A 25,233-nucleotide genomic window follows, 5' to 3' on the forward strand; every position below is an offset into this window, starting at 1 on the left:
CTGCACGGGCAGCCTGTTGTCGCCTGCGGAAAACCTCGTTATAACGGTTAGTGGCACCCCGCCACCTCACCCACGAGAGCACGACCTTGCCCGGGAAGGGCAAGCTGGAGCGTTGACATGAACCATGGAAGTTTTGTCATAGAAAAGCTGTTCAAGCACTACAACGTTCATGTTGAGCAGTTGGGAAACGATTCGGAAAAGAAGACCATCCTGATGGTCAATGGCGCACTGTCCACCACACGCTCATTCGCCCGTACCAGCAAATGCCTGGCCGAGCATTTCAATGTGTTGTTGTTCGACCTGCCCTTCTCGGGCTATTCCCGCGAACACAACACCGACCTGGATCTGGTGACCAAGGATGACGAGGTGCAAATCCTGCGCGCCCTGGTCGAGCGCTTCCAGGTCAACCACCTGGTCTCGGCCTCCTGGGGCGGCATCTCCACGCTGCTGACCCTGGCGCACAACCCGCCGTCGATCGAAAGCTCGGTGGTGATGGCCCTGGCGCCCAACCTCAACCAGGCCATGCTCGACTATGTGGAGCGCGTGCGGGTGCTGATCGAGGCCGATGACAAATCCGCCGTCGGCCACCTGCTGAACGAGACCGTCGGCAAATACCTGTCGCCACGCCTCAAGCGCAACAACCATCGGCACCTGTCGAACATGGCCACCACCGAGTACCGTCAGGCGCGCTTTCATATCCACCAGGTGCTGGCATTGGGTGATGGCAACTACCTGCCGGCGCTTCGGCAGATCGAAACCCCGGTGCACTTTCTCAATGGTGCGCTGGACGAATACACCCCCGCCGCCGAGGCCCGACTGTTCAAACAGTACGTGGGCCACAGCAGCTTTGCGGTGGCCGAACACACTGGGCATTTACTCGACCTGGAGTCCCGCGAGGCGGCTTTGGCGGTGCACCGGGCGTTGTTGGATTTCCTGGTGGGAGAGCACGCGAACTTGTCGGACTTAGATGAACCGCCAGTGGGAAAAGGAGCGACGAATGGCGCATAATCGCCGACACATAGCCGGCTAACAAAAAGGTACCCCATGCCAGATCGTGCCCCTCTCGATGCCAAGACCGCCCGCTGGCTCCCCTGGGTGGTCGCGATTGCCTTCTTCATGCAATCGCTGGATGGGACGATTCTCAACACGGCACTGCCGGCCATGGCCCGGGACCTGGCGGAAAACCCGCTGCGCATGCAAGGGGTGGTGATCGCCTACATGCTCACCGTCGCCCTGCTGATCCCGGCCTCGGGCTGGATCGCCGACCGCTTCGGCACCAAGAAGATTTTCTTCGGTGCGATCATGCTGTTCAGCATCGGCTCCTTGCTGTGCGCCCTGTCCAGCAGCCTGACCATGCTGGTGGGCGCGCGGGTCATCCAGGGCCTCGGCGGTGCGCTGATGCTGCCGGTCGGGCGGCTCGTGGTGCTACGTGCCTACCCCCGCTCCGAACTGGTGCGGATCATGGGCTTCATCACCATCCCCGGTCTGCTCGGGCCCTTGCTCGGCCCGACCATGGGCGGCTGGATGGTGCAATACCTGACCTGGCACTGGATCTTCCTGATCAACCTGCCGGTGGGCATGATCGGTTGCTACGCCGTGTGGAAATTCATCCCTGACCTGCGCGGCAGCGAGCGCACACGCTTCGATGGCCTCGGCTTTCTGTTGTTCGGCGCGGCGATGGTGCTGATCACCATTGCCATGGAAGGCCTGGGCGAGCTGCACCTGCCGCACCTGCGGGTGATGCTGCTGCTGTTCGGCGGGTTGGCGTGCCTGGCGGCGTACTGGCTGCGCGCCGGGCATATCGATAACCCGCTGTTTTCACCGGCGCTGTTCAAGACCCGCACCTTCGCGGTGGGCATCCTCGGCAACCTGTTCGCGCGCCTGGGCAGCGGTGCCTTGCCGTTCCTGGTGCCGTTGCTGCTGCAGGTGGCCCTGGGGTACTCGCCGTCCCAGGCCGGCATGAGCATGCTGCCCCTGGCGGCGGCGGCGATGTTCGCCAAGTCGGTGGCGCGTCCGTTGATCGAGCGTCTGGGTTATCGCGTGGTGCTGACCGGCAACACCCTGGCCCTGGGCATCATGCTGGCGAGCATGGGCCTGGTCAGCGAACAGACGCCCTACCCGCTGCTGCTGGCCATGCTGGCGGTGCTGGGGGCGATCAACTCGCTGCAATTTACCGCGATGAACACCGTCACCCTCATCGACCTCGATGACGCCCAGGCCAGCAGCGGCAACAGTCTGCTGTCGGTGGTGGCGCAACTGTCCCTGAGCCTGGGGGTGGCCTGCGCCGGTGCATTGCTCGGCGGGTTTACCGCCGAGTCGGGCAACGACGGCGTGAGCACGGTGCTCGGCGCGTTCCAGCTGACCTTCCTCACCGTGGGCATCATGGCAATGCTGGCGGCGGCGATCTTCCTGCAACTGTCGCCCCAAGACGGCAAACGGGCGGCCAGCCCGGAACAGCATATCGAGCATTAACCGGCGTCTCGTCTAGAACTTGCGGGGAAATTCCCACAGGGCTGGTACACTGCGCGACATTTTGTTTTGCAGAGCCAGTCCCGTGACTACCATCGCCACCGCTTTTAATACTTTGCCCCTGTCCGCCACCATGCTGGCTAACCTCGACTCGCTGGGTTATGTCGAGATGACGCAGATCCAGGCGCAAAGCTTGCCGGTGATCCTCAAGGGGCTGGACCTGATTGCCCAGGCCAAGACCGGCAGCGGCAAGACCGCGGCGTTCGGCATTGGCCTGCTGAACCCGATCAACCCGCGCTACTTCGGCTGCCAGGCCCTGGTGATGTGCCCGACCCGTGAGCTGGCCGACCAGGTCGCCAAGGAAATCCGCCGCCTGGCCCGCGCCGAAGACAACATCAAGGTCCTGACCCTGTGCGGCGGCGTGTCCCTCGGCCCGCAGATCGCTTCCCTGGAGCACGGCGCCCACGTGATCGTCGGCACCCCGGGCCGTATCCAGCAACACCTGCGCAAGGGTTCGCTGGTGCTGGACGGCTTGAACACCCTGATCCTCGACGAAGCCGACCGCATGCTCGACATGGGCTTCTACGACGCCATCGAAGACATCATCAGCAAGACCCCGCCGCGCCGCCAGACCCTGCTGTTCTCGGCCACCTACCCGGTGAGCATCAAGCAACTGGCCTCGAAATTCATGCGCGCGCCGCAGCAAGTGAAAGCCGAAGCGTTCCACTCCGACGACCAGATCGAGCAGCGTTTCTACGAGATCTCCCCGGAAGAGCGCATGGACGCCGTGACCAAGGTGCTGGCGCATTTCCGCCCGGCCTCCTGCGTGGCGTTCTGCTTCACCAAGCAGCAAGTGCAGGAAACCGTCGACCACCTGACGGCCAAGGGCATTTCCGCCGTCGGCCTGCATGGCGACCTGGAACAGCGCGACCGTGACCAGGTATTGGCGATGTTCGCCAACCGCAGTACCTCGGTGCTGGTGGCCACCGACGTCGCCGCCCGCGGCCTGGACATCGACGCGCTGGACATGGTCATCAACGTCGAACTGGCCCGCGACTCGGAAATCCACATCCACCGCGTGGGCCGTACCGGTCGCGCCGGTGAGACCGGCATCGCCATCAGCCTGGTGGCGCCGTCCGAAGCACACCGCGCCCAAGCCATCGAGCAACTGCAGAAGTCGCCGCTGAACTGGGACCAACTGGACAACCTCAAGCCGCAAAGCGGTGGTCCGCTGCTGCCGGTGATGAGCACCCTGTGCATCGCCGCCGGACGCAAAGACAAGGTGCGCCCGGGCGACATCCTCGGCGCATTGACGGGCGAAGCCGGCATCCCGGGTGCCCAGGTCGGCAAGATCGCGATCTTCGACTTCCAGGCCTTCGTGGCCGTGGAACGCGGCATCGCCAAGCAGGCGTTGCAGCGCTTGAACGACGGCAAGATCAAAGGCCGCTCGTTGCGCGTTCGGATCCTGTAACACGATCTCCGCACCAATGGAGATCCAATGTGGGAGGGGGCTTGCCGTGGTGAGCGGGCTTGCCCCGCGCTGGGCTGCGAAGCAGCCCCATTGAATCGGGAGCAAGCTCCCCTCACCACAGCAACCCCCCTCCCCCAGTTTTGATTGCATTCCAGACCCGTATTTTTATGAGGACATTGCTGTGCGCTCGACCGAAGTTGTGATCATTGGCGCCGGCGCCGCAGGCTTGATGTGCGCACTGACCGCCGCCGGGCGTGGGCGCAAGGTGATGTTGCTCGACCATGCGAACAAGGCCGGCAAGAAGATCCTGATGTCCGGCGGTGGCCGCTGCAATTTCACCAATATGTACACCGAGCCGGCCAATTTCCTCTCGCACAACGCGCACTTCTGCAAGTCGGCCCTGGCCCGTTACACCCAGTGGGATTTCATCGGCCTGGTGGCCAAGCACGGCGTGCCGTACCACGAGAAGAAACTCGGCCAGCTGTTCTGCGATAACAAATCCAGCGACATCCTCGGCATGCTGTTGGACGAATGCATCCAGACCGGCGTGAGCCTGCACCTGGACACTTCGATTGAAGAAATCGCCAAGCTCGACAGCGGCTACCAGTTGCAGACCACCCTGGGTGAACTGCGCTGCGAATCCCTGGTGATCGCCACCGGCGGCCTGTCGATCCCGACCCTGGGCGCCAGCGGCTTTGGCTATCAAGTCGCCAGGCAGTTCGGCCATGAGCTGTTGCCGACCCGCGCCGGGCTGGTGCCGTTCACCATCACCGACCAGCTCAAGGACTTGTGCGGCGAGCTGTCCGGGACCTCGGTGGATTGCCTGGTCAGCTGCAACGGCCAGAGCTTTCGCGAGAACCTCCTGTTTACCCATCGCGGCCTCAGCGGCCCGGCGATTCTGCAGATTTCCTCCTACTGGGAGTCCGGCGACACGCTGGAGATCAACCTGCTGCCCGACCACGACGCCCACACCTGGCTGCAACAGCAGCAGGTCGAGCGCCCCAACAGCGAGCTGAAAACCCTGCTGGGTGAAATCTTCACCAAGAAGATGGCCAACCTGCTGGCGGACACCTGGTTCGCGTCCAAGCCGATGAAGCAGTACACCCACGCTGAAGTGGCCGATATCGCGCAAAAACTCTCGAGCTGGCAGCTGGTGCCGGCGGGCACCGAAGGCTACCGCACGGCCGAGGTGACCTTGGGCGGGGTGGATACGCGGGAAGTCTCGTCCAAGACCATGGAATCGCTGAAAAGCCCGGGTTTGTACTTTATTGGGGAAGTGCTGGATGTGACCGGGCATCTGGGCGGGTTTAACTTCCAGTGGGCCTGGGCCTCGGGTTACGCCGCAGCGCAGTACGCCTGATGAATGTGGGAGGGGGCAGGCTCCTTCCCACATTTGATTTGCGGTATGCCTGGGAATAATTTGCTGCCAGATGTGATCACCACCCTTGCCGTGGCGTCACTGATGGCTCAATTTAGCGGCATCGTCCCGGAAGACTCCAGACTTCATGTCATCGACCTCGTTCAAGCAGTCCATGCGGCGCCTGTGGGCGCTGGATAAATTCAGCTACAGCATCCGGGTGTTTATCGCCCTCACCGGCAGCATGGCGCTGTGCTGGTATCAGGATGAAATGACCCTGCTGATCCCGCTGTTCCTGGGGATTATCGCCAGCGCCCTGGCCGAGACCGACGACAGTTGGCAAGGCCGCCTCAACGCCCTGGCGGTGACGCTGGTGTGTTTCAGCGTTGCCGCGCTGTCGGTGGAGCTGTTGTTCCCCTACCCCTGGATTTTCGCCATCTCCCTGGCCCTGGCCACGTTCTGCCTGACCATGCTCGGCGCCTTGGGCGAACGCTATGGTGCGATTGCTTCGGCCACCTTGATCCTGTCGGTCTACACCATGATCGGCGTGGACCAGCGCGGCGGCGCCGTCAGTGATTTCTGGCATGAGCCGTTGCTGCTGGTGGCCGGCGCCGCCTGGTACGGCGCGTTATCGGTGCTGTGGCAGGCGCTGTTTTCCAACCAGCCGGTGCAGCAGAGCCTGGCGCGGTTGTTCCGTGAGCTGGGGCGCTACCTGAAGCTCAAGTCGTCGTTGTTCGAACCGATTCGCCAACTGGACGTGGAAGCCCGCCGCCTGGAACTCGCCCAGCAAAACGGCCGGGTGGTGGCGGCGCTGAATGCGGCGAAGGAAATCATCCTGCACCGCGTCGGCAATGGCCGGCCGGGGTCGAAGGTCAGTCGCTACCTCAAGCTGTACTTCCTGGCCCAGGACATCCACGAACGCGCCAGCTCGTCCCACTATCCTTACAACGCCCTGGCCGATGCGTTTTTCCACAGCGATGTGCTGTTCCGCTGCCAACGCCTGCTGCGCCAGCAAGGCAAGGCCTGCCAGGCCCTGGCCGAGTCGATCCAGCTGCGCCAGCCGTTCATCTATGACGACAGCTTCGCCGAAGCCCTCAGCGACCTGAACGCCTCCCTGGAACACCTGCGCATCCAGAGCAACCCGGCCTGGCGCGGCCTGCTGCGCTCCTTGCGCGCCCTGGCGGCCAACCTGTCCACCCTTGACCGCCTGCTCGGCGACGCCAGCAACCCCGACGCCCTGGCCGATGCCACCGACAGCAACCTGCTGGACCGCGCCCCACGCAACCTGAAGGAAATGTGGACGCGCCTGCGTACCCAACTCACGCCGACATCGCTGCTGTTCCGCCATGCGCTGCGCCTGTCCCTGGCGCTGACCGTCGGCTACGGCATGCTGCATGCGATCCACGCCTCCCAGGGCTACTGGATCATCCTCACCACGCTGTTCGTTTGCCAACCGAACTACGGTGCCACGCGGCGCAAGCTCGGCCAGCGAATCATCGGCACCGCCATCGGCCTCACCGTGGCGTGGGCGCTGTTCGACCTGTTCCCAAGCCCGCTGGTGCAATCAATGTTCGCCATCGCCGCCGGCCTGGTGTTCTTTATCAACCGCACCACCCGCTACACCCTGGCCACGGCGGCGATCACCCTGATGGTGCTGTTCTGCTTCAACCAGGTGGGCGATGGCTACGGACTGTTCCTGCCACGCCTGTTCGATACCCTGCTCGGCAGCCTGATCGCGGGCCTGGCGGTGTTCCTGTTCCTCCCGGACTGGCAAGGCCGGCGCCTGAACAAAGTGCTGGCCAACACCCTGACCTGCAACAGCATCTACCTGCGCCAGATCATGCAGCAATACGCCGCTGGCAAGAGCGACGACCTGGCCTACCGCCTGGCCCGGCGCAATGCCCACAACGCCGATGCGGCGCTGTCCACCACCCTGGCGAATATGCTGATGGAGCCTGGGCATTTCCGTAAGGAAGCGGATGTGGGCTTCCGCTTCCTGGTGCTGTCGCACACCTTGCTCAGCTACCTGTCGGGGCTCGGGGCACACCGCGAAACCCAACTGCCGGCCGAGGTGCGCGCGCACTTGATCGATGGCGCCGGCAATAGCCTGGCGGCGAGCATTGACGAAATCGCCACCGGGCTGGCGAACAAGCAGCCGATTGCGATTCAGAGCGATGCCGAGGAGGCCCTGGCGGCGGACCTGGAGCAGATGCCGGATGAGATTGATGAAGGGCAGCGGCTGGTGCAGACGCAGTTGGCGTTGATATGCAGACAGTTGGGACCGTTGCGCACGCTGGCGGCGCATTTGATCAAGGACACCAGCGCGGCTTAGACCGCTATCGGGGCAAGCCCCCGATGAGGCCCGCACAGGCCCTACATGCCATGGGCCTTCATCAACCGCTCATAACTGCCATCCGCCTTCATCCTGGCAATCTCGCGGTCAAAACCGGCAACGATCTGCGCATGCTCAGGGTTCTTCAGGCTGACCAGGATATGCAGGCTGTTTTCGCTCAGCGGCGTGGGCAGAAACTCCACCGCATTGCGCACCCGCACCGACTCGCGCGACAAGTAATAGCGCGCCACATACTCATCCTCCACGGTCAACCGCACCCGCTGCGCCGCCAGCATGCGCACCGCCATGGCGAAGTTATGCACCGGCACTTTCTGCAACTGCCCATCCCCATCGAACGCCGCTGAATAGGCATAACCGCGCACCACGGCAATGGGATAGTCGTGCAACTGCTCCAGGTTCTGGAACTCGATGGGATCGTCACGGCGCTTGATAAAACGTACGCGATTGAGCAGGTATTCGCCGGAAAACTGCCCCAATTGTGTACGGGCCTCGTCGTACCAGGCGTTGACCAGCACGTCATAGCGCCCGTCGCCCACCCCCATCAGCGCCCGCGCCCAGGGCACCTGTTGGAAGTCGCTGGCATAGCCCGCACGGGCTAGGGCCGTGGTGACTATATCGGTGGCCAGGCCACCGTTGATCAAGGTGGCATCGGTAAACGGTGGCCAGGCATCCGCGACCAGGCGCAGACGCTGTGCGAACACAGGTGTCGCCAGCAACAACACTCCAATCAAAGCAACGGCACGAGACAATCGCGGCATGCTCAAAATCCTTGGCGGCAGGCGGTGGCCTTGGCTCAGGCAGGGCCTGAGGTTCTAACATTAGCTCAGATTACACAAAGAAACGGACGTCGAGAGCACTCAATGATGGCAAATTGATTTCATTCACAAAAATAGTCGATTTAGACAGAGTCGCCCGCTGCGCTTACTATCCAGAACAGACATTCAAGCGAGAACACACCATGACAGTCGATTGGGTCTGTAAACATCACACCGACCTTGGCAAGGAGCAGCTGTACGCCATTTTGCGTTTGCGCGGCGAGGTCTTTGTTGTCGAGCAGAAGTGCGTCTACCAGGATATCGACGGGCAAGACCTGGCGGGCGATACCCATCACCTGATGGCCTGGAAAGACGACGAGCTGGTGGCCTACCTGCGGCTGCTGGATCCGGAGTCCCAGGGCGGCGACGTGGTGATCGGCCGCGTGATCGTGGCGCCGGTTGCACGGGGCACCGGGCTGGGGCACCAGATGATGGAAGAAACCCTCAGGCAGATTGACGATATCTGGCCTGAGACGCCGATCTTCCTGTCAGCCCAGGCCCATCTGCAGGGGTATTACGGGCGGTATGGGTTTGTGGTGGCGGGTGAGGAATACCTGGAGGATGACATTCCGCATATCGGGATGCGGCGTACTTGAGGCTTGCTCCCGATAGCGTCGGCCCCGCCACCGCTGAACTCAGGGGTAATCCAAAACCCGCTTGATCTGGCTGAGATTCACCTCGATCCACCCCCGATCAATCGCGCCCCAATCGCGAATCCGATAATGCCCGGCATGGTTGCGGGCCCCATCCTCCTGCTCGAACTCACACACAATATCCAGGTCCGCCAGCGCCGCAATCGTGTCCTGCGCGGTGCGCCGAGGCATGCCGGTGACCTCGGTCAGCGCCGGGACGCTGCTGGCCAGCCCACTGTCGATCAGGTACGCCACGTACAGCCGGCGGTAGAAGCTGCTTTTGGTCTTGCTCACATCCATGGTTGGTCGCCTTGTGCGGTCAGGGTTTGCCCTGCAGGTCGCGATACGTGAGGTACACCCGCAGGTCGAATTCCACCTGGTGGTAGCCGGGCATCATGTAGTCGCAGAGTTTGTAGAACGCTTTGTTGTGGTCCGATTCCTTGAAGTGCGCCAGCTCGTGAACCACGATCATGCGCAGGAATTGCGGCGCGGCCTCTTTGAACAGCGAGGCAATGCGGATCTCTTTCTTGGATTTGAGGTTGCCGCCCTGCACCCGCGAAATCGTGGTGTGCAGGCCCAGGGCGCGGTGGGTCAGGTCCAGGCGGTTATCGAACAGCACTTTGTCGATGGCCGGCGCGTTGCGCAGGTGTTCCTGCTTCAAGGCCTGGGCATAGGCGTACAGGGCTTTGTCGCTCTGCACCCCATGGCGGTCGGGGTAACGCTGTTCCAGGTAGGCGCCCAACTGGTCCTTGGCGATCAGTTGGCGCACTTGCTCCTGGAGGGCAGCGGGGTAGGCCTGGAGGTATTTCAGCGCGGTCATTGGGGTCTGCAACAGGATTCGGATGGGCGCCAGTGTAGCGAATTCAGCGCACGCGGGCGCGTGACCAGTCGACCACTTCTTCAGCCATCAGGGGCTGCGCCGCCCACGGCCCCTGGATAAACGGGCAACCCTGGGCCTTGAGCCACTGGGCCTGCTCCTGGGTTTCCACGCCCTCGGCCACCACGACCACCTCAAAATGCCTGCACAGCTCGATAATACTGCGCGCCATCGCCGCGTCCCGCACCGAGCCCGGCAGCCGCGCAACCAATTGCGGATCAAGCTTGAGCGTATCGAAGGCCAGGTCGCGCAAATGCGCCAGGGAACATTGCCCCGAACCGAAGTCATCCAGGGCGATACGCACCCCGATACGGCGCAGCAACTTGAGCTGCTTGGCGGCCTCTTCCAGGTTACTCATCAGGCAGTCCTCGCTGATTTCCACCTCCAACTGGTACCCCTCCAGCCCATAGCGCTCCAGCATCTGCTGCAGTTGGTTCACCAGGTTAGGCATATTGAACTGGCTGCTGCTCAGGCTCACGCTCAGCACCAATTCATCGTCGAACGCGGCTTGCCACGCCTGGCGCTGGGCGGCGATCTGCTGATAGATCCACGCGCTCAGTTGACTGATCAGCCGCGCCTCTTCCAGCAAGGGTAAAAACAGCCCCGGCGGCACATCGCCGACGCTGGGGTGCCGCCAGCGCAACAACACCTCAACGCCGCGCAAACGCCCATCCACCAGCGAAACCTGGGGCTGATAGACCAGGGTGAAATCCTTGTTTTGAATCGCCGTGCGCACGCTGTCTTCAAGCATCAACCGCGAGCGGGCGCGACCGTTCATTTCCTGGTCGTAATAACGATATTGCTGGCGGCCGGCGCGCTTGGCTTCGTACATGGCGATGTCGGCCGCGCGCAGCAAACCACTCAAATCCGAGCCGCAATCCGGGAAGGTGGCAATGCCGATGCTGACGCCGAGCATCACATCCAAACCGTCGACCTGCTGGCACACCGACACTCGCTCGATCAGCTTTTCCGAGATCTTTGCCGCCTGCTCCGGAAACTCCAGCTCCAGCAACGCCGTGAATTCATCGCCGCCCATGCGGCCGATAATGTCGTAGGAGCGCAGACAACCCTGCAATTGCTCCGAGACCCAGCGCAATACACGGTCGCCGGCATCATGGCCCAGGGAATCGTTGACCCGCTTGAAACCGTCAAGGTCCAGGTACAGCAACACCAGGGACTGCTCTGTCCGCTCACTGCGGGATAAGGTGTTTTCCACCGCCTGGTAGAAACCGCGCCGGTTCAACAGCCCGGTCAGCGGGTCGGTCACGGCCTGGAATTCCAGCTGCTGGTGCAGGTGGCGCACTTCGGACATATCCAGCACCGTCACCACCATGGCCTTCTGTTCTGCGGGCAGCGGCGCGCAGGACAACGCCACCGGCACTTGCTGGCCACGGCTGGTGCGCAGGAGCGCATCGTGCAGGCGCCAGGTTTCACCGCGGCGGTAGTCGGCGTACATTTGCGAATCTGGCCATGTGGGCACATGGGGCTTTTGCAGGAAACTCAGGAAGTCCTGGCCTTGCAGTTCCTGGATCGTGGCATTGAGCAGGCGCGAAATCGCCGGGTTGGCGTATTCGATCACGCCCTCTTCACTCACCACCAGGATGCCCTCGGCGGCATTGTCCAATACCGAGGCATTGAACGCCCGGGCGGACTCCAGGTCATGGCTCAGGCGCTGCAAGGCCCGGCGGTTGCGCTGGTGCTCCAGCAACGCCTGGACCTTGGGCTTGAGGATGTGCGGGTCGAAGGGCTTGAACAGGTAGTCGATGGCGCCGCTGGCGTAGCCTTCCAGCACGGCGGCGGGGGATTGGGCGTTGGCACTCAGGAAAATGATCGGGGTCATGCGCGTGCGCTGGCTGCCGCGCATCAAGCGAGCGACTTCGAAACCGTCCATGCCGGGCATCATCACATCCAGCAGCACCAGGTCGACCTCATGCTGCAGCAGCAACTCGAGGGCTTCCACCCCGGACGCGGCGGTGATCACCACCCAATCATCACGTTGCAGAAGCGCACGCATGCTGATCAGATTTTCCGGGTAGTCATCGACCACCAGAAGAACCGAACTGCCATCGCCATGAGGTGGAGCGCATTCCATGCTAGGTCTCTTCCTTGGGTCTACTCCGGTCACTTCTGAGAGAAAACCCGGACAAACATTGAGGCCTCACTCTAGCCCCGGATCCTGAAAATCAGAAGTGACGTGGACGCCATCATTGCGCCAAAGTTCAGTCAGCCGACTAACGGTCAACCTCTACAGCCCACGGTTCATGGGAAACATGGCTTTTTGGCATTCCCTTGGCGCCAATAAATTGCCAGCAAGTGTTTAACAACTGGCTGACCACCGCCTATAAAGAACCTGTCAGGCCCCCGGGCCAAAGCCTTCACCCCCTGTAAAAGGCCAATGCCATGATCGACCTCTCCACTTGGAACCTGAGCATTCCGGTCGGCTCGCCCCCCGCGACCATCGACACGCCAAAGCTACTCAGCGGCTTCAACGACCAATACTTCCAGGCCGAAGGCAGCAACGTGCAATTCTGGACCCCCGTCACCGGCACCCGCACCGAAAACGCCGTGTACCCGCGCAGCGAACTGCGCGAAACCTACGCCGACGGCCGCCTGCGCAACTGGACCTACCCCGAAGCCGACAACTTCCTGCGCGCCACCCTGGCGGTCAACCAGGTGCCCTCCAGCGGCAAGATCGTCATCGGCCAGATCCACGCCTACGACAGCCAGAAACCGCTGATCAAGCTCGAATACCAGTTCAAGGAAAAGACCCAGACCGGCAACATCGTCGCCAAGGTGCGCATGCGCCCGGACGAAGATGAAAGCCGCGTGATCATCGTCGCGTCCAATGTGCCGCTGGAGAAAAGCTTCACCTACGTGATCAACCTCAACAAGGCCGGCCTGCTCAGCGTGTACGCCGCTGACAGTGAGTGGAACGAGCGCATTGGTGCGGCATGGGCCGCCAAGCCCTTGTACTTCAAGGCGGGCGCATATGTGCAGGACAACAGCGGGGACAGCAAGGAAGGCGCGAAGGTGACGTTTGCCAAGTTGGATATTGATCACGAGTGAACGGATCGGCCTCGATTCGAGCAGGCAATGCCCGATAGGCGCAAGACTGATTTCCTGCCAAAAAAAAGCCCGCATCGCTGCGGGCTTCTTTTTTAACGCCTGAGGCTCAATTCACCTTAGCGTTCAACTCACCTTTCAGATAACGCTGGTACATCGCTTCCAACGAGATCGGCTTGATCTTCGAAGCGTTGCCCGCAGTGCCGAAGGCTTCGTAACGAGCGATACACACATCACGCATCGCGGTCACAGTCGCGCCGAAGAACTTGCGCGGGTCGAACTCGCTCGGGTTGGTGGCCATCAGGCGGCGCATCGCGCCGGTGGACGCCAGGCGCAGGTCGGTGTCGATGTTGACCTTGCGCACGCCGTACTTGATGCCTTCGACGATTTCTTCAACCGGTACGCCGTAGGTTTCTTTGATGTCGCCGCCGTACTGGTTGATGATCGCCAGCCATTCCTGCGGGACCGAGGAAGAACCGTGCATCACCAGGTGGGTGTTAGGGATGCGCTTGTGGATTTCCTTGATGCGGTCGATGGCCAGTACGTCGCCGGTCGGTGGCTTGGTGAACTTGTAGGCGCCGTGGCTGGTGCCGATGGCGATCGCCAGGGCGTCCACTTGGGTCTTCTTGACGAAGTCGGCGGCTTCTTCCGGGTCAGTCAGCATCTGGCTGTGATCCAGCACGCCTTCGGCGCCGATGCCGTCTTCTTCACCGGCCATGCCGGTTTCCAGGGAGCCCAGGCAACCCAGTTCGCCTTCAACCGAAACGCCGCAGGCGTGGGCCATGGCCACGGTTTGTTGGGTTACGCGTACGTTGTACTCGTAGTCGGTCGGGGTCTTGCCGTCTTCGCCGAGGGAGCCGTCCATCATCACCGAGCTGAAGCCCAGTTGGATGGAACGCTGGCACACGTCAGGGCTGGTGCCGTGGTCCTGGTGCATGCACACCGGGATGTGCGGGAATTCTTCGATCGCGGCGAGGATCAGGTGACGCAGGAACGGGGCACCGGCGTATTTGCGCGCACCGGCCGAAGCCTGGACGATCACTGGGGAGTCGGTCTTGTCAGCGGCTTCCATGATGGCGCGCATCTGCTCAAGGTTGTTGACGTTAAAGGCTGGGACGCCGTAGCCGAACTCGGCTGCGTGGTCCAGCATTTGACGCATGCTGATAAGTGCCATTGTGTTGTCTCTCCCGGTCGAGGGTCGTTAATCGTGCAAGCCTGCCGTAGCGGCGGCTGCTATTCAAGTTATTGCAGGTCAGGCTTTGCATGCCTGGCGTGCTGAATCGTTATTGCTGATGTGGAAGGGGGGCTTGCCCCCGATGACAGTGCCTCAGTCAGCACATGGGGGTGCTGACAAACCGCTATCGGGGGCAAGCCCCCTCCCACATTTGGATCTCATCAAAGTTGAAATCTTATTGGGCCTTGCAGCCCCGCCCGATCAAATCGTCAGTGGCAACCCAGTAAACCAGGCCTTCCTCACCTTTTGTGTGAAACGCCAACTGGTCGTTGCTGTACAGCACGCCCGAAGCCGCCACATCCTGTTTGAGGCGATAAACCTGGTCGGAACCGCCGAGGCGTACATCCACCTCACTGCGGGCCTGGTTGGCGAAGCGCCAGTTGACCTCGGCCTTGCTGTCGCAGGTCCAGGTGGTCCACTTACCTTCCGGCTCTGCCTTGTTGAACATGTTCATGCTGCTGCAACCGGCCAATAGGGCCAGGGCTGCCAGGGCGAAAACGCCTTTCATTGCCAATCCTCGCAGCGGGGCCAAAGGCCGCCGATGCCGTCGGTTAGTTGATCAGACCCGTCAAGGGCAACCCTGTTCCTGACCGTTGGGCGCGGAGTCGTATTTCTCCAGCCGTTCGTTGCCGATGCGCTTGTTGATTACCGGCATGGTCTCGGCTTGCCAGTCAGCCTGATAGCAGCTTTTTTTCTGCTCCGTGGCAGGTTTGCCTGCCGCCGGCGCTGCGCTTGGCGTGCTGCCGCAGCCGGCCAACAGGCCCGCTGCGATCACCATTGCCAACGACTTGATCATGGGAACACTCCTTTTCCGGATCACGAGCCTTAGCCTTTGGCTCGGGTTTCCAGCACTTCAACGGCGGGCAGGACTTTGCCTTCGACGAATTCGAGGAATGCGCCGCCACCGGTAGAAATGTAGGAGATCTGGTCGGCAACGCCATATTTATCGATGGCCGCCAGGGTGTCGCCGCCGCCGGCGATGGAGAATGCCGAGCTGTCTGCGATGGCCTTGGCCAGCACTTTGGTGCCGTTGCCGAACTGGTCGAACTCGAACACGCCGACCGGACCGTTCCACAGGATGGTCTGGGAGGCTTTCAGCAGTTCTGCAAAATTGGCTGCAGTTTGCGGGCCGATGTCCAGGATCATGTCGTCGGCGGCCACGTCGGCGATGAGCTTGACGGTGGCTTCGGCGGTTTCAGCGAACTCCTTGGCAACCACCACGTCCACCGGCAACGGCACGCTGACCTTGGCGGCGATGGCACGGGCGGTGTCGAGCAGGTCCGGCTCGTACAGGGATTTGCCCACCGGGTGGCCTGCTGCCGCCAGGAAGGTATTGGCAATGCCACCGCCAACGATCAACTGGTTGCAGATCTGGCTCAGGCTGTTGAGCACGTCCAACTTGGTGGACACCTTGGAGCCGGCAACGATGGCAGCCATCGGTTGGGCCGGAGCGCCCAGGGCCTTGCCCAATGCCTCCAGTTCAGCCGCCAGCAATGGGCCGGCAGCCGCCACCTTGGCGAACTTGGCCACGCCGTGGGTCGAACCCTCGGCACGGTGGGCGGTGCCGAACGCGTCCATCACGAACACGTCGCACAGGGCGGCGTATTGCTGGGCCAGTTCGTCGCTGTTCTTTTTCTCGCCTTTGTTGAAGCGCACGTTTTCGAACAGCACGATGTCGCCAGGCTTAACGTCGACACCGCCCAGGTAGTCAGCCACCAGCGGCACATCACGGCCCAGGGCCTTGCTCAGGTAGTCGGCTACCGGCTTGAGGCTGTTTTCGGCGGAGAACTCACCTTCGGTCGGGCGACCCAGGTGGGAGCAGACCATCACGGCCGCGCCTTTTTCCAGGGCCAGCTTGATGGTCGGCAGCGAGGCCAGGATTCGCGCATCGCTGGTGACAACACCGTCCTTGACGGGGACGTTGAGGTCTTCGCGAATCAGTACGCGCTTACCTTGCAGATCGAGGTCGGTCATCTTCAACACGGTCATGGGTGGCAGTTCCTGAATTACTGTTGAGGTTGTTTAGAGGCGATATGCAGATAATGTTCCGCAACATCCAGCATTCGGTTGGCAAAGCCCCATTCGTTGTCGAACCAGGCCAGGATGTTCACCAGCCTCGGGCCGGAAACGCGGGTCTGGCTGGCATCGACAATCGCCGAATGCGGGTCATGGTTGAAATCACAACTGGCGTGGGGCAACTCGGTGTAGGCCAGCAAGCCTTTGAGCGGGCCGCTGGTGGCGGCGTCGCGCAGGATCCGGTTGACCTCCGTCGCATCCGTGTCGCTGACGGTTTGCATGGTGATGTCCAGGCAGGACACGTTCACCGTCGGCACCCGTACGGCTTTGGCCTGGATTCGCCCGGCAAGTTCCGGCAGCAGGCGTTCGATGCCGCGCGCCAGACCGGTGGATACCGGAATTACCGATTGGAACGCCGAGCGCGTGCGGCGCAGGTCTTCATGGTGATAGGCGTCGATCACCGGCTGGTCGTTCATCGCCGAGTGGATGGTGGTGATCGACACGTAGTCCAGGCCGATCGCCTGATCCAGCAGGCGCAACAGCGGCACGCTGCAGTTGGTGGTGCAGGAGGCGTTGGACACCAGCAGCTCACTGCCGGTCAGGCAATCCTGGTTGATGCCGTAGACGATGGTGGCATCGACATCCGCCTCGCTGGCCATCGGCTGGGAAAACAGCACACGCGGTGCGCCGGCGTCGAGGAAACGCTGGCCATCGGCACGGGTGTGATAGGCACCGGAGCATTCCAACACCAGGTCGACGCCCAGCGCCGCCCAGTCGATGCCCTCGGGTGTGGCGCTGCGCAACACTTTCACGCAGTCGCCGTTGATATGCAGACAGTCGCCTTCGACCCGCACTTCGCCGGGAAAGCGGCCGTGGGTGGAGTCAAAGCGTGTCAGGTATTCGATGCTGGCCATGTCGGCCAGGTCGTTGATCGCGACAATTTCAAACCCGGCTGCCGCCCCTCGCTCGAACAGAGCACGCAAGACGCAACGACCAATGCGGCCGTAGCCGTTGAGTGCAACTTTGTAGGGACGCGGTTGGGGCATGGGGTTCTCGATCAAGGTTAGTTCGGTGTTGAATGTTCTGACGCTATCGCGGGCAAGCCCGCTCCCACATCAGACCGCGATCCAAATGTGGGAGCGGGCTTGCCCGCGATAGCGCCAGTACAGACAACGCAGACTGACTTAGTCTTCCAGCAGCTCTTCAGCCTGACCCAGGATGTTTTCCAGGGTGAAACCGAACTCTTCGAACAACGCTGGCGCCGGCGCCGACTCACCGTAGGTGGTCATGCCGATCACGCGGCCTTCCAGGCCCACGTACTTGTACCAGTAGTCGGCGTGCGCCGCTTCGATGGCGATACGCGCGCTGACCTGCAACGGCAGCACCGATTGCTTGTAGCCGGCGTCCTGGGCCTCGAACACGCTGGTGCACGGCATGGACACAACGCGCACGTTACGGCCTTGGGCAGTCAGCTTGTCGTACGCCTGAACGGTCAGGCCCACTTCGGAACCGGTGGAGATCAAAATCAGCTCCGGCTCGCCGATGCAGTCCTTGAGCACGTAGCCGCCACGGCTGATGTCGGCGATCTGCGCGTCGGTACGCACCTGGTGTTGCAGGTTCTGACGGGAGAAGATCAGCGCCGAAGGGCCGTCCTTGCGCTCGATCGCGTGCTTCCAGGCCACCGCGGATTCCACCGCGTCGGCTGGGCGCCAGCAATCCAGGTTCGGCGTGGTACGCAGGCTGGTCAGTTGTTCGACCGGCTGGTGCGTCGGGCCGTCTTCGCCGAGGCCGATGGAGTCATGGGTGTACACATGGATCACGCGCTTCTTCATCAGCGCAGCCATACGTACGGCATTGCGCGCGTACTCCATGAACATCAGGAAGGTCGCGCCGTAAGGCACCAGGCCGCCGTGCAGGGACACGCCGTTCATGATGGCGCTCATGCCGAATTCGCGCACGCCGTAGTACATGTAGTTGCCGCTGGCGTCTTCGGCCGAGACACCTTTGCAGCCTTTCCACAGGGTCAGGTTGGAACCGGCCAGGTCGGCCGAACCACCGAGGAACTCAGGCAGCAGCGGGCCAAAGGCGTTCAGGGTGTTCTGGCTGGCTTTACGGCTGGCGATGGTCTCGCCCTTGGCCGCGACTTCGGCAATGTAGGCCGAGGCTTTTTCCGCGAAGTCGGCAGGCAGGTCACCGGCCAGGCGACGCACCAGTTCATTGGCCAGCTCAGGGAATTCGGCGGAGTAGGCAGCGAAACGCTGATCCCACTCGGCTTCGGTGGCCAGGCCTTTTTCCTTGGCATCCCATTCGGCGTAGATGTCGGCCGGGATTTCGAACGGGCCGTGGTTCCACTTCAGCGCTTCGCGGGTCAGGGCGATCTCAGCGTCACCCAATGGGGCGCCGTGGCAGTCTTCCTTGCCTTGCTTGTTCGGCGAGCCGAAGCCGATGGTGGTCTTGCAGCAGATCAGGGTCGGCTGCGCGCTCTTGCGGGCGGTGTCGATGGCAGTCTTGATCTCTTCCGGATCGTGGCCGTCGACATTGCGGATTACCTGCCAGTTGTAGGCTTCGAAACGCTTGGGGGTGTCATCGGTGAACCAGCCTTCGACTTCGCCGTCGATGGAGATACCGTTGTCATCGTAGAAGGCGATCAGCTTGCCCAGGCCCAGGGTACCGGCCAGGGACGCGACTTCGTGGGAAATGCCTTCCATCATGCAGCCATCACCCAGGAACACATAGGTGTGGTGATCGACGATGTCGTGGCCAGGGCGGTTGAACTGCGCGCCCAGGACTTTTTCAGCCAGCGCGAAGCCTACGGCGTTGGCCAGGCCTTGGCCCAGGGGACCGGTGGTGGTCTCGACGCCTGGGGTGTAGCCGAATTCAGGGTGACCCGGGGTGCGGCTGTGCAACTGGCGGAAGCTCTTGAGGTCATCGATGGTGACGTCGTAGCCGGTCAGGTGCAGCAGCGAGTAGATCAGCATCGAGCCGTGGCCGTTGGACAGCACGAAGCGGTCACGGTCGGCGAACGACGGGTTGCTCGGGTTGTGCTTCAGGTAATCACGCCAAAGTACCTCGGCGATATCCGCCATGCCCATCGGGGCACCGGGATGGCCGCTGTTGGCTTTTTGCACGGCATCCATGCTGAGGGCACGAATGGCGTTGGCACGCTCACGACGGCTGGGCATCGCTGTTCTCCTGAGGATTTTGAAGAGTGAATGATTAAAAGAAACGGAAAAAAGGATCGGCATTTTCCCTCAGCCACCGCCTGCGGGCAATGACAGATAGTCACTTGCAGGTGTTTTTCCTGTGCTTTGGGCGGCAATCGCTTGCAGAAACCTTTAACCGCTTCGTCTAAAGGTTATAGCGGCTGCTTATAACCGCCACTTATCGACCAATATCAAAACTTTTTGATATTGGCCTTGCGGGGATACTCACCCGTCACTAGACTGCTGGCCTTATGAACCTACCCGTGCCCACCCTGCGTCCTGACGACGGCGAAGAGCTGGCAGCCTTGTGCAAGGCCGCTGGCGACCCATTGCGTCTGAACGTATTGCGCGCACTGACCAACGATTCATTCGGCGTGCTGGAACTGGCACAGATCTTCGCCATCGGCCAGTCGGGCATGAGCCACCATCTGAAGGTGCTGGCCCAGGCCGACCTGGTCGCCACCCGCCGCGAAGGCAATGCGATTTTCTACCGCCGCGCCCTGCCCCACGCCGACCTGCTCGGCGGCAAGTTGCACGCGGCCCTGCTTGAGGAAGTGGACAGCCTGAGCCTGCCCCATGACGTGCAGTCACGCATCGGCCAGGTCCATGGGCAACGTGCCGCCGCGAGCCAGGACTTTTTTGCACGGGTTGCCGAAAAATTTCGCGCCCAGCAGGACTTGATCGCAGGCCTGGCCCAATACCGCGACAGCGTACTGGCGCTGCTGGACAAGCTGAGCTTCAGTGAAGAAGCGACGGCGCTGGAAGTCGGGCCTGGAGATGGCGGCTTCCTGCCGGAACTGGCCCGCCGCTTTCGGCAGGTCACGGCGCTGGACAACAGCCCGGCGATGCTCGAACTGGCACGCCAGCTCTGTGAGCGCGAGGCATTGGGCAATGTCAGCCTGCAGTTGGCTGACGCCCTGAGCAGCACAACGATCAAGGCCGACTGCGTGGTGCTGAACATGGTCTTGCACCATTTCGCCGCCCCCGCCGACGCTTTAAAGCAAATGGCTGGGTTGCTGCACCCCGGCGGTAGCCTGTTGGTTACGGATTTATGCAGCCACAACCAGAATTGGGCCAGGGAGGCCTGCGGTGATCTCTGGTTGGGTTTTGAACAGGACGATCTGGCCCGTTGGGCCACCGCTGCGGGACTCGTTCCCGGGGAAAGCCTCTATGTAGGTTTACGTAATGGTTTCCAGATCCAGGTCCGCCACTTTCAGCGACCGACTGGCGACACTCACCATCGGTAAATATCAGGAAAACATCGAGATGAGCGAATACTCCCTTTTCACCTCCGAGTCCGTGTCTGAAGGGCATCCGGACAAAATCGCCGACCAGATTTCTGATGCGGTGCTGGACGCCATCATCGCTGAAGACAAGTTCGCCCGTGTGGCGTGCGAGACCCTGGTGAAAACCGGTGTAGCGATCATCGCCGGCGAAGTGACCACTACCGCCTGGGTTGACCTGGAGCAGATCGTTCGTGACGTGATCACCAACATCGGCTACAACAGCTCCGACGTCGGTTTCGACGGCGCGACCTGCGGCGTGATGAACATCATCGGCAAGCAGTCGCCCGACATCAACCAGGGCGTCGACCGTGCCAAGCCGGAAGACCAGGGCGCCGGCGACCAGGGCCTGATGTTCGGCTACGCCAGCAACGAAACCGATGTGCTGATGCCGGCCCCGATCACCTTCTCGCACCAGCTCGTGCAACGCCAGGCCGAAGCGCGTAAATCCGGCGTGCTGCCTTGGCTGCGCCCGGACGCCAAGTCCCAGGTGACCTGCCGCTACGAAGGCGGCAAGGTGGTCGGCATTGACGCCGTCGTACTGTCGACCCAGCACAACCCGGACGTTTCCTACGCCGACCTGCGCGAAGGCGTGATGGAGCTGATCGTCAAGCACGTGCTGCCGGCCGAACTGCTGAGCAAGGACACCCAGTTCCACATCAACCCGACCGGCCAGTTCATCATTGGCGGCCCGGTCGGTGACTGCGGCCTGACCGGTCGCAAGATCATCGTCGACAGCTACGGCGGCATGGCCCGTCACGGCGGTGGCGCGTTCTCCGGCAAGGATCCATCCAAGGTTGACCGCTCCGCTGCCTACGCCGGTCGCTACGTGGCCAAGAACATCGTTGCTGCCGGCCTCGCCGAGCGTTGCGAGATTCAGGTGTCCTACGCCATCGGCGTGGCTCAGCCTACGTCGATCTCGCTGAATACCTTCGGCACCGGCAAGATCAGCGATGACAAGATCGTCAAGCTGGTGCGCGAGATCTTCGACCTGCGCCCTTACGCGATCACCACCATGCTCGACCTGCTGCACCCGATGTACCAGGAAACCGCAGCCTACGGCCACTTCGGTCGTACCCCTGCGCAGAAGACCGTCGGCGACGACACCTTCACCACCTTTACCTGGGAAAAAACCGACCGCGCCAACGACCTGCGCACTGCCGCCGGCCTGTAATCGCACACGGTACATAAAGCCTCGCCGGGTTTGCCCGGCGGGGCTTTTTATTGCCTGCGGGAGCGCCTTCACATTTTTTGGATCCAAAGCTTGCAGGCACAATAATGGCCCTCTAGAATCCGCGCCCTCTCGGGCCTTCACCTTATTTTGGATATTGCCCTGCACCCGCCCGGGATTCATAAGTGCGCAGGCAATCGAACATTGAGGTTTTTCATGCGCATCTCCACGCTCGCCCCTGCCGCCCTTCTGCTCAGCCTGTTCGCCCTGCCGGCCCACGCCGCCGACCTGAGCGCACTGAGTGGCGCCCTGGGCTCCCAGCTGGGTGTCGGCAATTCCGGCGACTGCCAAAAGCAATCCGCAGACCTGCAAACCAAGATCGATGCGGCCGAAGCCAGCAAAGACAGCTTGAAAGTGAAGGCCTTCAAAGCAGCGCAGGACCAGATCAACAAAGGTTGTGACAAACTCTCCGAAGCCCAGGCCAAAGCCGACGCCAAGCAGCAAACCCAGGAAGCCAAGGCTGATAAGCCTGATGCCGTGAAAGCGCTGGGCGGCCTGTTCAAGTAAGCCGAAACACCCGGTAAAAAGCCCCGCAGCGTCGGGGCTTTTTTGTAGGTGAACGGATCATTTAGGCTGGGCGCCCCTTCCGAGCAAGGATGCTCATGATGCGTTTACTGATTGTTCTGCTACTCAGCGCTCTACCCTTTTCGGCCTGGGCTGAAAACTGCCCTGATGATGCCCGGGCCCAGGTCGACACCCTGGCCGAACAAATCCGCCTGTGGGACGACAGTTACCACCGCCTCGGCCAATCCCCCGTCAGTGATGAACTCTACGACCAGGCTCGCCAGCGCCTGGCCCACTGGCGCCAGTGCGTCCCCAACCCCACCGCGCCTGATGATCCGCTGGCCAGTTCACGGGGCACCTTGCCGCACCCGGTCGCCCATACCGGCCTGGAAAAGCGCCTGGATGAGCAAGCCGTGGGCGCCTGGCTGGGCACGCGCCGGGATGTATGGATCCAACCCAAGGTGGACGGCGTTGCGGTGACCCTGGTGTACCGCCAGGGGCGGTTGAAACAGCTGATCAGCCGTGGCGATGGCAAGCTGGGCCAGGACTGGTCGGCCTCCGCGCGCAAGATCCCCGGCATTGTCCAGCAACTGCCGGAACCCATCGACCTGGTGCTGCAAGGCGAACTTTATTGGCGCCTCGACGAGCATGTGCAATCGGCACGCGGCGGGCTCAACGCGCGCAGCAAGGTGGCCGGGATGATGAACCGTCGGCAGTTGAGCGACACCGACGCCGCCGGCATCGGCCTGTTTGTCTGGGCCTGGCCGAATGGCCCCGCAGACTTTACCGAACGCCTCGCCACCCTGGCACGCTGGGGGTTCACCGACAGCCAGCGCTATAGCCAGCCGGTCCAGGACATCATCGAAGCAGCACATTGGCGCACCTATTGGTACAACCACCCCCTGCCCTTTGCCAGTGACGGCGTGGTGCTGCACCAGGCGCAGCGCGCACCCGCTGAACGCTGGCAGGCCAGTGCGCCTTATTGGGCGGTCGCCTGGAAGTACCCCGCCTCCCAGGCCCTGGCCCTGGTACGCCAGGTGCAATTCAAGATCGGCCGCACCGGACGCATCACCCCCATTCTGGAACTGGAGCCGGTGCGCCTGGACGACCGCCGGATCAGCCGGGTCAGCGCCGGCTCCTTGAAGCGCTGGCAGGCCCTGGATATTCGCCCGGGCGACCAGGTGTCCATCAGCCTGGCTGGCCAAGTGATCCCTCGGCTGGACCAGGTGATCCTGCGCAATACCACCAGGGTCGAGCTGCCAATGCCCGACCCTCGGGACTTTCACGCCTTGAGTTGCTGGCAGCTGGACCCCGGCTGCGAAGAACAGCTGCTCGCACGCCTTACCTGGCTGAGCGGCAACCAGGGCCTGGCATTGCCACACATAGGCCACGAGACGTGGAACATATTGATCCAGGCCGGTCTAATCGCAGGCTTTCTCGATTGGTTAACCCTGGATGCGGCAGAGCTTGCTAACATTGATGGCTTCGGTGAGCGCAGCCGCACGCGGCTGCTCGACAGCCTTCACAGCGCTCGGCAACGCCCCTTCGCACAATGGCTCAAGGCCTTGGGTGTACCGCCTGCGGCACGCGGCAACCTGGAGGGCAACTGGCAGACGCTGGTCGCCAGAGACACCCAGGCCTGGCTGGCCATCGATGGCATCGGCCCGGGTCGCGCAGCGCAACTGAGCGCTTTTTTTCGCGACCCACACGTACAGACATTGGCTGAAACATTACGTGTGGCCGGAATAGACGGGTTTTGAACCAGACCCAGCCACCTTTAAATCACAGCAGAATTCACCCTGCTATTTGCGACCCCGGAGCTCCACATGAAATTCCTCGCCCCTTTTGCCCTGTTGACCGTCGCAAGCTTCATGGCCACGCCACTGCTCGCCGCCGAAGAAGCCACTCCACTCACCGGCTGTGCCGCCAAGCGCCAGGCCATCAGCACCCAGCTCGAACAGGCCAAGGCCCACGGCAACAGCGACCAGCAAGCCGGCCTGGAAAAAGCCCTGAGCGAAGTCACCGCCAACTGCACGGATGCCGCCTTGAGGAAGGAGCGCGAAAACAAGGTACTCGACGCCAAGCACGAGGTCAGCCGCCGTCAGGCCGACCTCGACAAGGCGATGAAAAAAGGCGACGCGGACAAGATCAACAAGCGTAAGGACAAACTCGCCGAGTCACGCAAGGAACTGCAGGACGCCGTGGAAGAACTCGACCAGTAAAACCGGTCAGTGGTCGCGAAATTGTTTATGGCAGGCACTGCAGGCATCTTCGACTTTCTGCACGGCAGGCGTAAGGTTGCTGGCCCTGTAGGGCTGCACCTGGCTGGCGATCACCAATTCACCGGTGGCCGCTTCCAGGTCGCGGGCCAGTTGCTGGAACTGTGCCTGTTTTTGCCACACATCGTCCTTGGCGCTGGTGTGATCCTCTTCGCGCACACTCGGAAAGTGTTTCCACGGTTCATGGGACAGCGCATCGAGCTTGACCGCGCCCTCGGCGAATTTCGCGCCATCGAACGCAATGCGCCCGCGCAACATGCCGCCCAGGTCTTCAGCGGTCTTGAGCATTTGCTTGAAGATCGCCTTGCGCTGGCCCAGGGGCGAATTCGGATCGACGCCGCCGCAGGCGGACAGTGCCAGGCAGGCCAACAGCACAAGCGTCATTTTTTTAAAAGTCATGGCGGCTCAGGGTCACGGGAAACGGCGGCCAGTATCCTCGCCCTGCC

22 protein-coding genes and 1 pseudogene are annotated in these 25,233 nt (G+C 62.0%); 12 read left to right on the forward strand and 11 right to left on the reverse strand.

All coding sequences use genetic code 11. The annotated features are described in order from the left end of the window. The first annotated feature begins 117 nt into the window (after positions 1 to 117). The 5 genes and pseudogenes from B9N88_RS21475 to yccS all read left to right on the forward strand — a co-directional run. Positions 118 to 1,008: an alpha/beta fold hydrolase gene (locus tag B9N88_RS21475; RefSeq protein ID WP_027606025.1), complete on the forward strand. Its 891-nt coding sequence runs from the start codon at positions 118 to 120 to the stop codon at positions 1,006 to 1,008. A gap of 36 nt (positions 1,009 to 1,044) precedes the next feature. After that, on the forward strand, positions 1,045 to 2,472 hold the full coding sequence (gene mdtD, locus B9N88_RS21480; RefSeq protein ID WP_027606026.1) for a multidrug transporter subunit MdtD: 1,428 nt from the start codon (positions 1,045 to 1,047) through the stop codon (positions 2,470 to 2,472). 130 nt (positions 2,473 to 2,602) lie between these two features. After that, positions 2,603 to 3,940 (forward strand): ATP-dependent RNA helicase DbpA, encoded by a 1,338-nt coding sequence (gene dbpA / locus B9N88_RS21485; protein ID WP_235865629.1) that lies wholly within the window; start codon positions 2,603 to 2,605, stop codon positions 3,938 to 3,940. Between the two features lie 181 nt (positions 3,941 to 4,121). After that, positions 4,122 to 5,300, forward strand: coding sequence for a BaiN/RdsA family NAD(P)/FAD-dependent oxidoreductase (locus B9N88_RS21490; protein WP_027606028.1), 1,179 nt, complete (start codon positions 4,122 to 4,124; stop codon positions 5,298 to 5,300). Between the two features lie 145 nt (positions 5,301 to 5,445). Next, positions 5,446 to 7,648 (forward strand): annotated as a pseudogene (gene yccS, locus B9N88_RS21495) (YccS family putative transporter); the annotation flags it as partial. Between the two features lie 22 nt (positions 7,649 to 7,670). On the opposite strand, the gene B9N88_RS21500 reads toward yccS, so the two are convergent. Then, on the reverse strand, positions 7,671 to 8,408 hold the full coding sequence (locus B9N88_RS21500; RefSeq protein ID WP_027606030.1) for a substrate-binding periplasmic protein: 738 nt from the start codon (positions 8,406 to 8,408) through the stop codon (positions 7,671 to 7,673). Between the two features lie 200 nt (positions 8,409 to 8,608). Between B9N88_RS21500 and B9N88_RS21505 the strand changes: the two genes are divergently transcribed. Continuing rightward, positions 8,609 to 9,061 carry a GNAT family N-acetyltransferase gene (locus B9N88_RS21505; protein WP_027606031.1) on the forward strand — a complete coding sequence of 151 codons (453 nt, stop codon included), beginning with the start codon at positions 8,609 to 8,611 and terminating at the stop codon, positions 9,059 to 9,061. Between the two features lie 39 nt (positions 9,062 to 9,100). On the opposite strand, the gene B9N88_RS21510 is transcribed toward B9N88_RS21505, so the two are convergent. Genes B9N88_RS21510 through B9N88_RS21520 form a run of 3 tightly spaced genes read right to left on the reverse strand, consistent with a single transcriptional unit; the run spans position 9,101 to position 12,066 of the window. Continuing rightward, positions 9,101 to 9,397 (reverse strand): winged helix-turn-helix domain-containing protein, encoded by a 297-nt coding sequence (locus B9N88_RS21510; RefSeq protein ID WP_027606032.1) that lies wholly within the window; start codon positions 9,395 to 9,397, stop codon positions 9,101 to 9,103. Positions 9,398 to 9,416: 19 nt separating this feature from the next. Further along, complete coding sequence (locus B9N88_RS21515; RefSeq protein WP_027606033.1) at positions 9,417 to 9,917, reverse strand: M48 metallopeptidase family protein; 501 nt, start codon at positions 9,915 to 9,917, stop codon at positions 9,417 to 9,419. Positions 9,918 to 9,960: 43 nt separating this feature from the next. Next, positions 9,961 to 12,066 carry a putative bifunctional diguanylate cyclase/phosphodiesterase gene (locus tag B9N88_RS21520; RefSeq protein ID WP_027606034.1) on the reverse strand — a complete coding sequence of 702 codons (2,106 nt, stop codon included), beginning with the start codon at positions 12,064 to 12,066 and terminating at the stop codon, positions 9,961 to 9,963. A gap of 308 nt (positions 12,067 to 12,374) precedes the next feature. On the opposite strand from B9N88_RS21520, the gene B9N88_RS21525 reads away from it, so the two are divergent. Then, positions 12,375 to 13,040: a polysaccharide lyase family 7 protein gene (locus tag B9N88_RS21525; RefSeq protein ID WP_027606035.1), complete on the forward strand. Its 666-nt coding sequence runs from the start codon at positions 12,375 to 12,377 to the stop codon at positions 13,038 to 13,040. Between the two features lie 106 nt (positions 13,041 to 13,146). Here the strand turns inward: B9N88_RS21525 and fba are convergent, their stop codons facing one another. From fba to tkt, 6 genes are all read right to left on the reverse strand, one after another. After that, positions 13,147 to 14,211 carry a class II fructose-bisphosphate aldolase gene (gene fba, locus B9N88_RS21530; RefSeq protein WP_003177554.1) on the reverse strand — a complete coding sequence of 355 codons (1,065 nt, stop codon included), beginning with the start codon at positions 14,209 to 14,211 and terminating at the stop codon, positions 13,147 to 13,149. 235 nt (positions 14,212 to 14,446) lie between these two features. Next, entirely contained in the window at positions 14,447 to 14,779 is a 333-nt protein-coding gene (locus tag B9N88_RS21535) for an MliC family protein (protein WP_027606036.1), read from the reverse strand. 60 nt (positions 14,780 to 14,839) lie between these two features. Next, a complete protein-coding gene (locus B9N88_RS21540) occupies positions 14,840 to 15,067 on the reverse strand; it encodes a hypothetical protein (RefSeq protein WP_027606037.1) in 228 nt (75 codons plus the stop codon). 29 nt (positions 15,068 to 15,096) lie between these two features. Next, complete coding sequence (locus tag B9N88_RS21545) at positions 15,097 to 16,260, reverse strand: phosphoglycerate kinase (protein WP_027606038.1); 1,164 nt, start codon at positions 16,258 to 16,260, stop codon at positions 15,097 to 15,099. A 17-nt stretch (positions 16,261 to 16,277) separates the two neighbouring features. Beyond that, positions 16,278 to 17,333 carry an erythrose-4-phosphate dehydrogenase gene (gene epd / locus B9N88_RS21550; RefSeq protein ID WP_027606039.1) on the reverse strand — a complete coding sequence of 352 codons (1,056 nt, stop codon included), beginning with the start codon at positions 17,331 to 17,333 and terminating at the stop codon, positions 16,278 to 16,280. 138 nt (positions 17,334 to 17,471) lie between these two features. After that, complete coding sequence (gene tkt / locus B9N88_RS21555; RefSeq protein ID WP_027606040.1) at positions 17,472 to 19,469, reverse strand: transketolase; 1,998 nt, start codon at positions 19,467 to 19,469, stop codon at positions 17,472 to 17,474. Positions 19,470 to 19,741: 272 nt separating this feature from the next. On the opposite strand from tkt, the gene B9N88_RS21560 reads away from it, so the two are divergent. The 5 genes from B9N88_RS21560 to B9N88_RS21580 all read left to right on the forward strand — a co-directional run bounded on the left by B9N88_RS21560 (position 19,742) and on the right by B9N88_RS21580 (position 24,730). Further along, the gene (locus B9N88_RS21560; RefSeq protein ID WP_027606041.1) at positions 19,742 to 20,737 is read left to right on the forward strand and encodes an ArsR/SmtB family transcription factor; all 996 of its coding nucleotides are present in this window, start codon (positions 19,742 to 19,744) and stop codon (positions 20,735 to 20,737) included. A 19-nt stretch (positions 20,738 to 20,756) separates the two neighbouring features. Next, positions 20,757 to 21,947, forward strand: coding sequence for a methionine adenosyltransferase (gene metK / locus B9N88_RS21565; RefSeq protein ID WP_027606042.1), 1,191 nt, complete (start codon positions 20,757 to 20,759; stop codon positions 21,945 to 21,947). A gap of 213 nt (positions 21,948 to 22,160) precedes the next feature. Beyond that, positions 22,161 to 22,511, forward strand: a complete 351-nt coding sequence (locus tag B9N88_RS21570; protein WP_027606043.1) for a hypothetical protein — start codon at positions 22,161 to 22,163, stop codon at positions 22,509 to 22,511. Positions 22,512 to 22,606: 95 nt separating this feature from the next. Beyond that, positions 22,607 to 24,268: an NAD-dependent DNA ligase LigB gene (gene ligB, locus B9N88_RS21575; protein WP_043293571.1), complete on the forward strand. Its 1,662-nt coding sequence runs from the start codon at positions 22,607 to 22,609 to the stop codon at positions 24,266 to 24,268. 66 nt (positions 24,269 to 24,334) lie between these two features. Beyond that, entirely contained in the window at positions 24,335 to 24,730 is a 396-nt protein-coding gene (locus B9N88_RS21580; protein ID WP_027606045.1) for a DUF1090 domain-containing protein, read from the forward strand. A 6-nt stretch (positions 24,731 to 24,736) separates the two neighbouring features. Here the strand turns inward: B9N88_RS21580 and B9N88_RS21585 are convergent, their stop codons facing one another. Further along, entirely contained in the window at positions 24,737 to 25,186 is a 450-nt protein-coding gene (locus tag B9N88_RS21585) for a c-type cytochrome (RefSeq protein WP_027606046.1), read from the reverse strand. Between the last annotated feature and the right edge of the window lie 47 nt (positions 25,187 to 25,233).

Source organism: Pseudomonas sp. LAMO17WK12:I1 (assembly GCF_900177315.1).
Classification (GTDB): Bacteria; Pseudomonadota; Gammaproteobacteria; order Pseudomonadales; family Pseudomonadaceae; genus Aquipseudomonas; species Aquipseudomonas marginalis.

Excerpts from the sequence above, each read along its gene's own strand:
- B9N88_RS21475 (WP_027606025.1), top strand. The coding sequence starts at position 118 with ATGAACCATGGAAGTTTTGTCATAGAAAAGCTGTTCAAGCACTACAAC.
- mdtD (WP_027606026.1), top strand. The coding sequence starts at position 1,045 with ATGCCAGATCGTGCCCCTCTCGATGCCAAGACCGCCCGCTGGCTCCCC.
- dbpA (WP_235865629.1), top strand. The coding sequence starts at position 2,603 with ATGCTGGCTAACCTCGACTCGCTGGGTTATGTCGAGATGACGCAGATC.
- B9N88_RS21500 (WP_027606030.1), bottom strand. The coding sequence starts at position 8,408 with ATGCCGCGATTGTCTCGTGCCGTTGCTTTGATTGGAGTGTTGTTGCTG.
- B9N88_RS21505 (WP_027606031.1), top strand. The coding sequence starts at position 8,609 with ATGACAGTCGATTGGGTCTGTAAACATCACACCGACCTTGGCAAGGAG.
- B9N88_RS21510 (WP_027606032.1), bottom strand. The coding sequence starts at position 9,397 with ATGGATGTGAGCAAGACCAAAAGCAGCTTCTACCGCCGGCTGTACGTG.
- B9N88_RS21515 (WP_027606033.1), bottom strand. The coding sequence starts at position 9,917 with ATGACCGCGCTGAAATACCTCCAGGCCTACCCCGCTGCCCTCCAGGAG.
- B9N88_RS21520 (WP_027606034.1), bottom strand. The coding sequence starts at position 12,066 with ATGGAATGCGCTCCACCTCATGGCGATGGCAGTTCGGTTCTTCTGGTG.
- B9N88_RS21525 (WP_027606035.1), top strand. The coding sequence starts at position 12,375 with ATGATCGACCTCTCCACTTGGAACCTGAGCATTCCGGTCGGCTCGCCC.
- fba (WP_003177554.1), bottom strand. The coding sequence starts at position 14,211 with ATGGCACTTATCAGCATGCGTCAAATGCTGGACCACGCAGCCGAGTTC.
- B9N88_RS21535 (WP_027606036.1), bottom strand. The coding sequence starts at position 14,779 with ATGAAAGGCGTTTTCGCCCTGGCAGCCCTGGCCCTATTGGCCGGTTGC.
- B9N88_RS21540 (WP_027606037.1), bottom strand. The coding sequence starts at position 15,067 with ATGATCAAGTCGTTGGCAATGGTGATCGCAGCGGGCCTGTTGGCCGGC.
- B9N88_RS21545 (WP_027606038.1), bottom strand. The coding sequence starts at position 16,260 with ATGACCGTGTTGAAGATGACCGACCTCGATCTGCAAGGTAAGCGCGTA.
- epd (WP_027606039.1), bottom strand. The coding sequence starts at position 17,333 with ATGCCCCAACCGCGTCCCTACAAAGTTGCACTCAACGGCTACGGCCGC.
- tkt (WP_027606040.1), bottom strand. The coding sequence starts at position 19,469 with ATGCCCAGCCGTCGTGAGCGTGCCAACGCCATTCGTGCCCTCAGCATG.
- B9N88_RS21560 (WP_027606041.1), top strand. The coding sequence starts at position 19,742 with ATGAACCTACCCGTGCCCACCCTGCGTCCTGACGACGGCGAAGAGCTG.
- metK (WP_027606042.1), top strand. The coding sequence starts at position 20,757 with ATGAGCGAATACTCCCTTTTCACCTCCGAGTCCGTGTCTGAAGGGCAT.
- B9N88_RS21570 (WP_027606043.1), top strand. The coding sequence starts at position 22,161 with ATGCGCATCTCCACGCTCGCCCCTGCCGCCCTTCTGCTCAGCCTGTTC.
- ligB (WP_043293571.1), top strand. The coding sequence starts at position 22,607 with ATGATGCGTTTACTGATTGTTCTGCTACTCAGCGCTCTACCCTTTTCG.
- B9N88_RS21580 (WP_027606045.1), top strand. The coding sequence starts at position 24,335 with ATGAAATTCCTCGCCCCTTTTGCCCTGTTGACCGTCGCAAGCTTCATG.
- B9N88_RS21585 (WP_027606046.1), bottom strand. The coding sequence starts at position 25,186 with ATGACTTTTAAAAAAATGACGCTTGTGCTGTTGGCCTGCCTGGCACTG.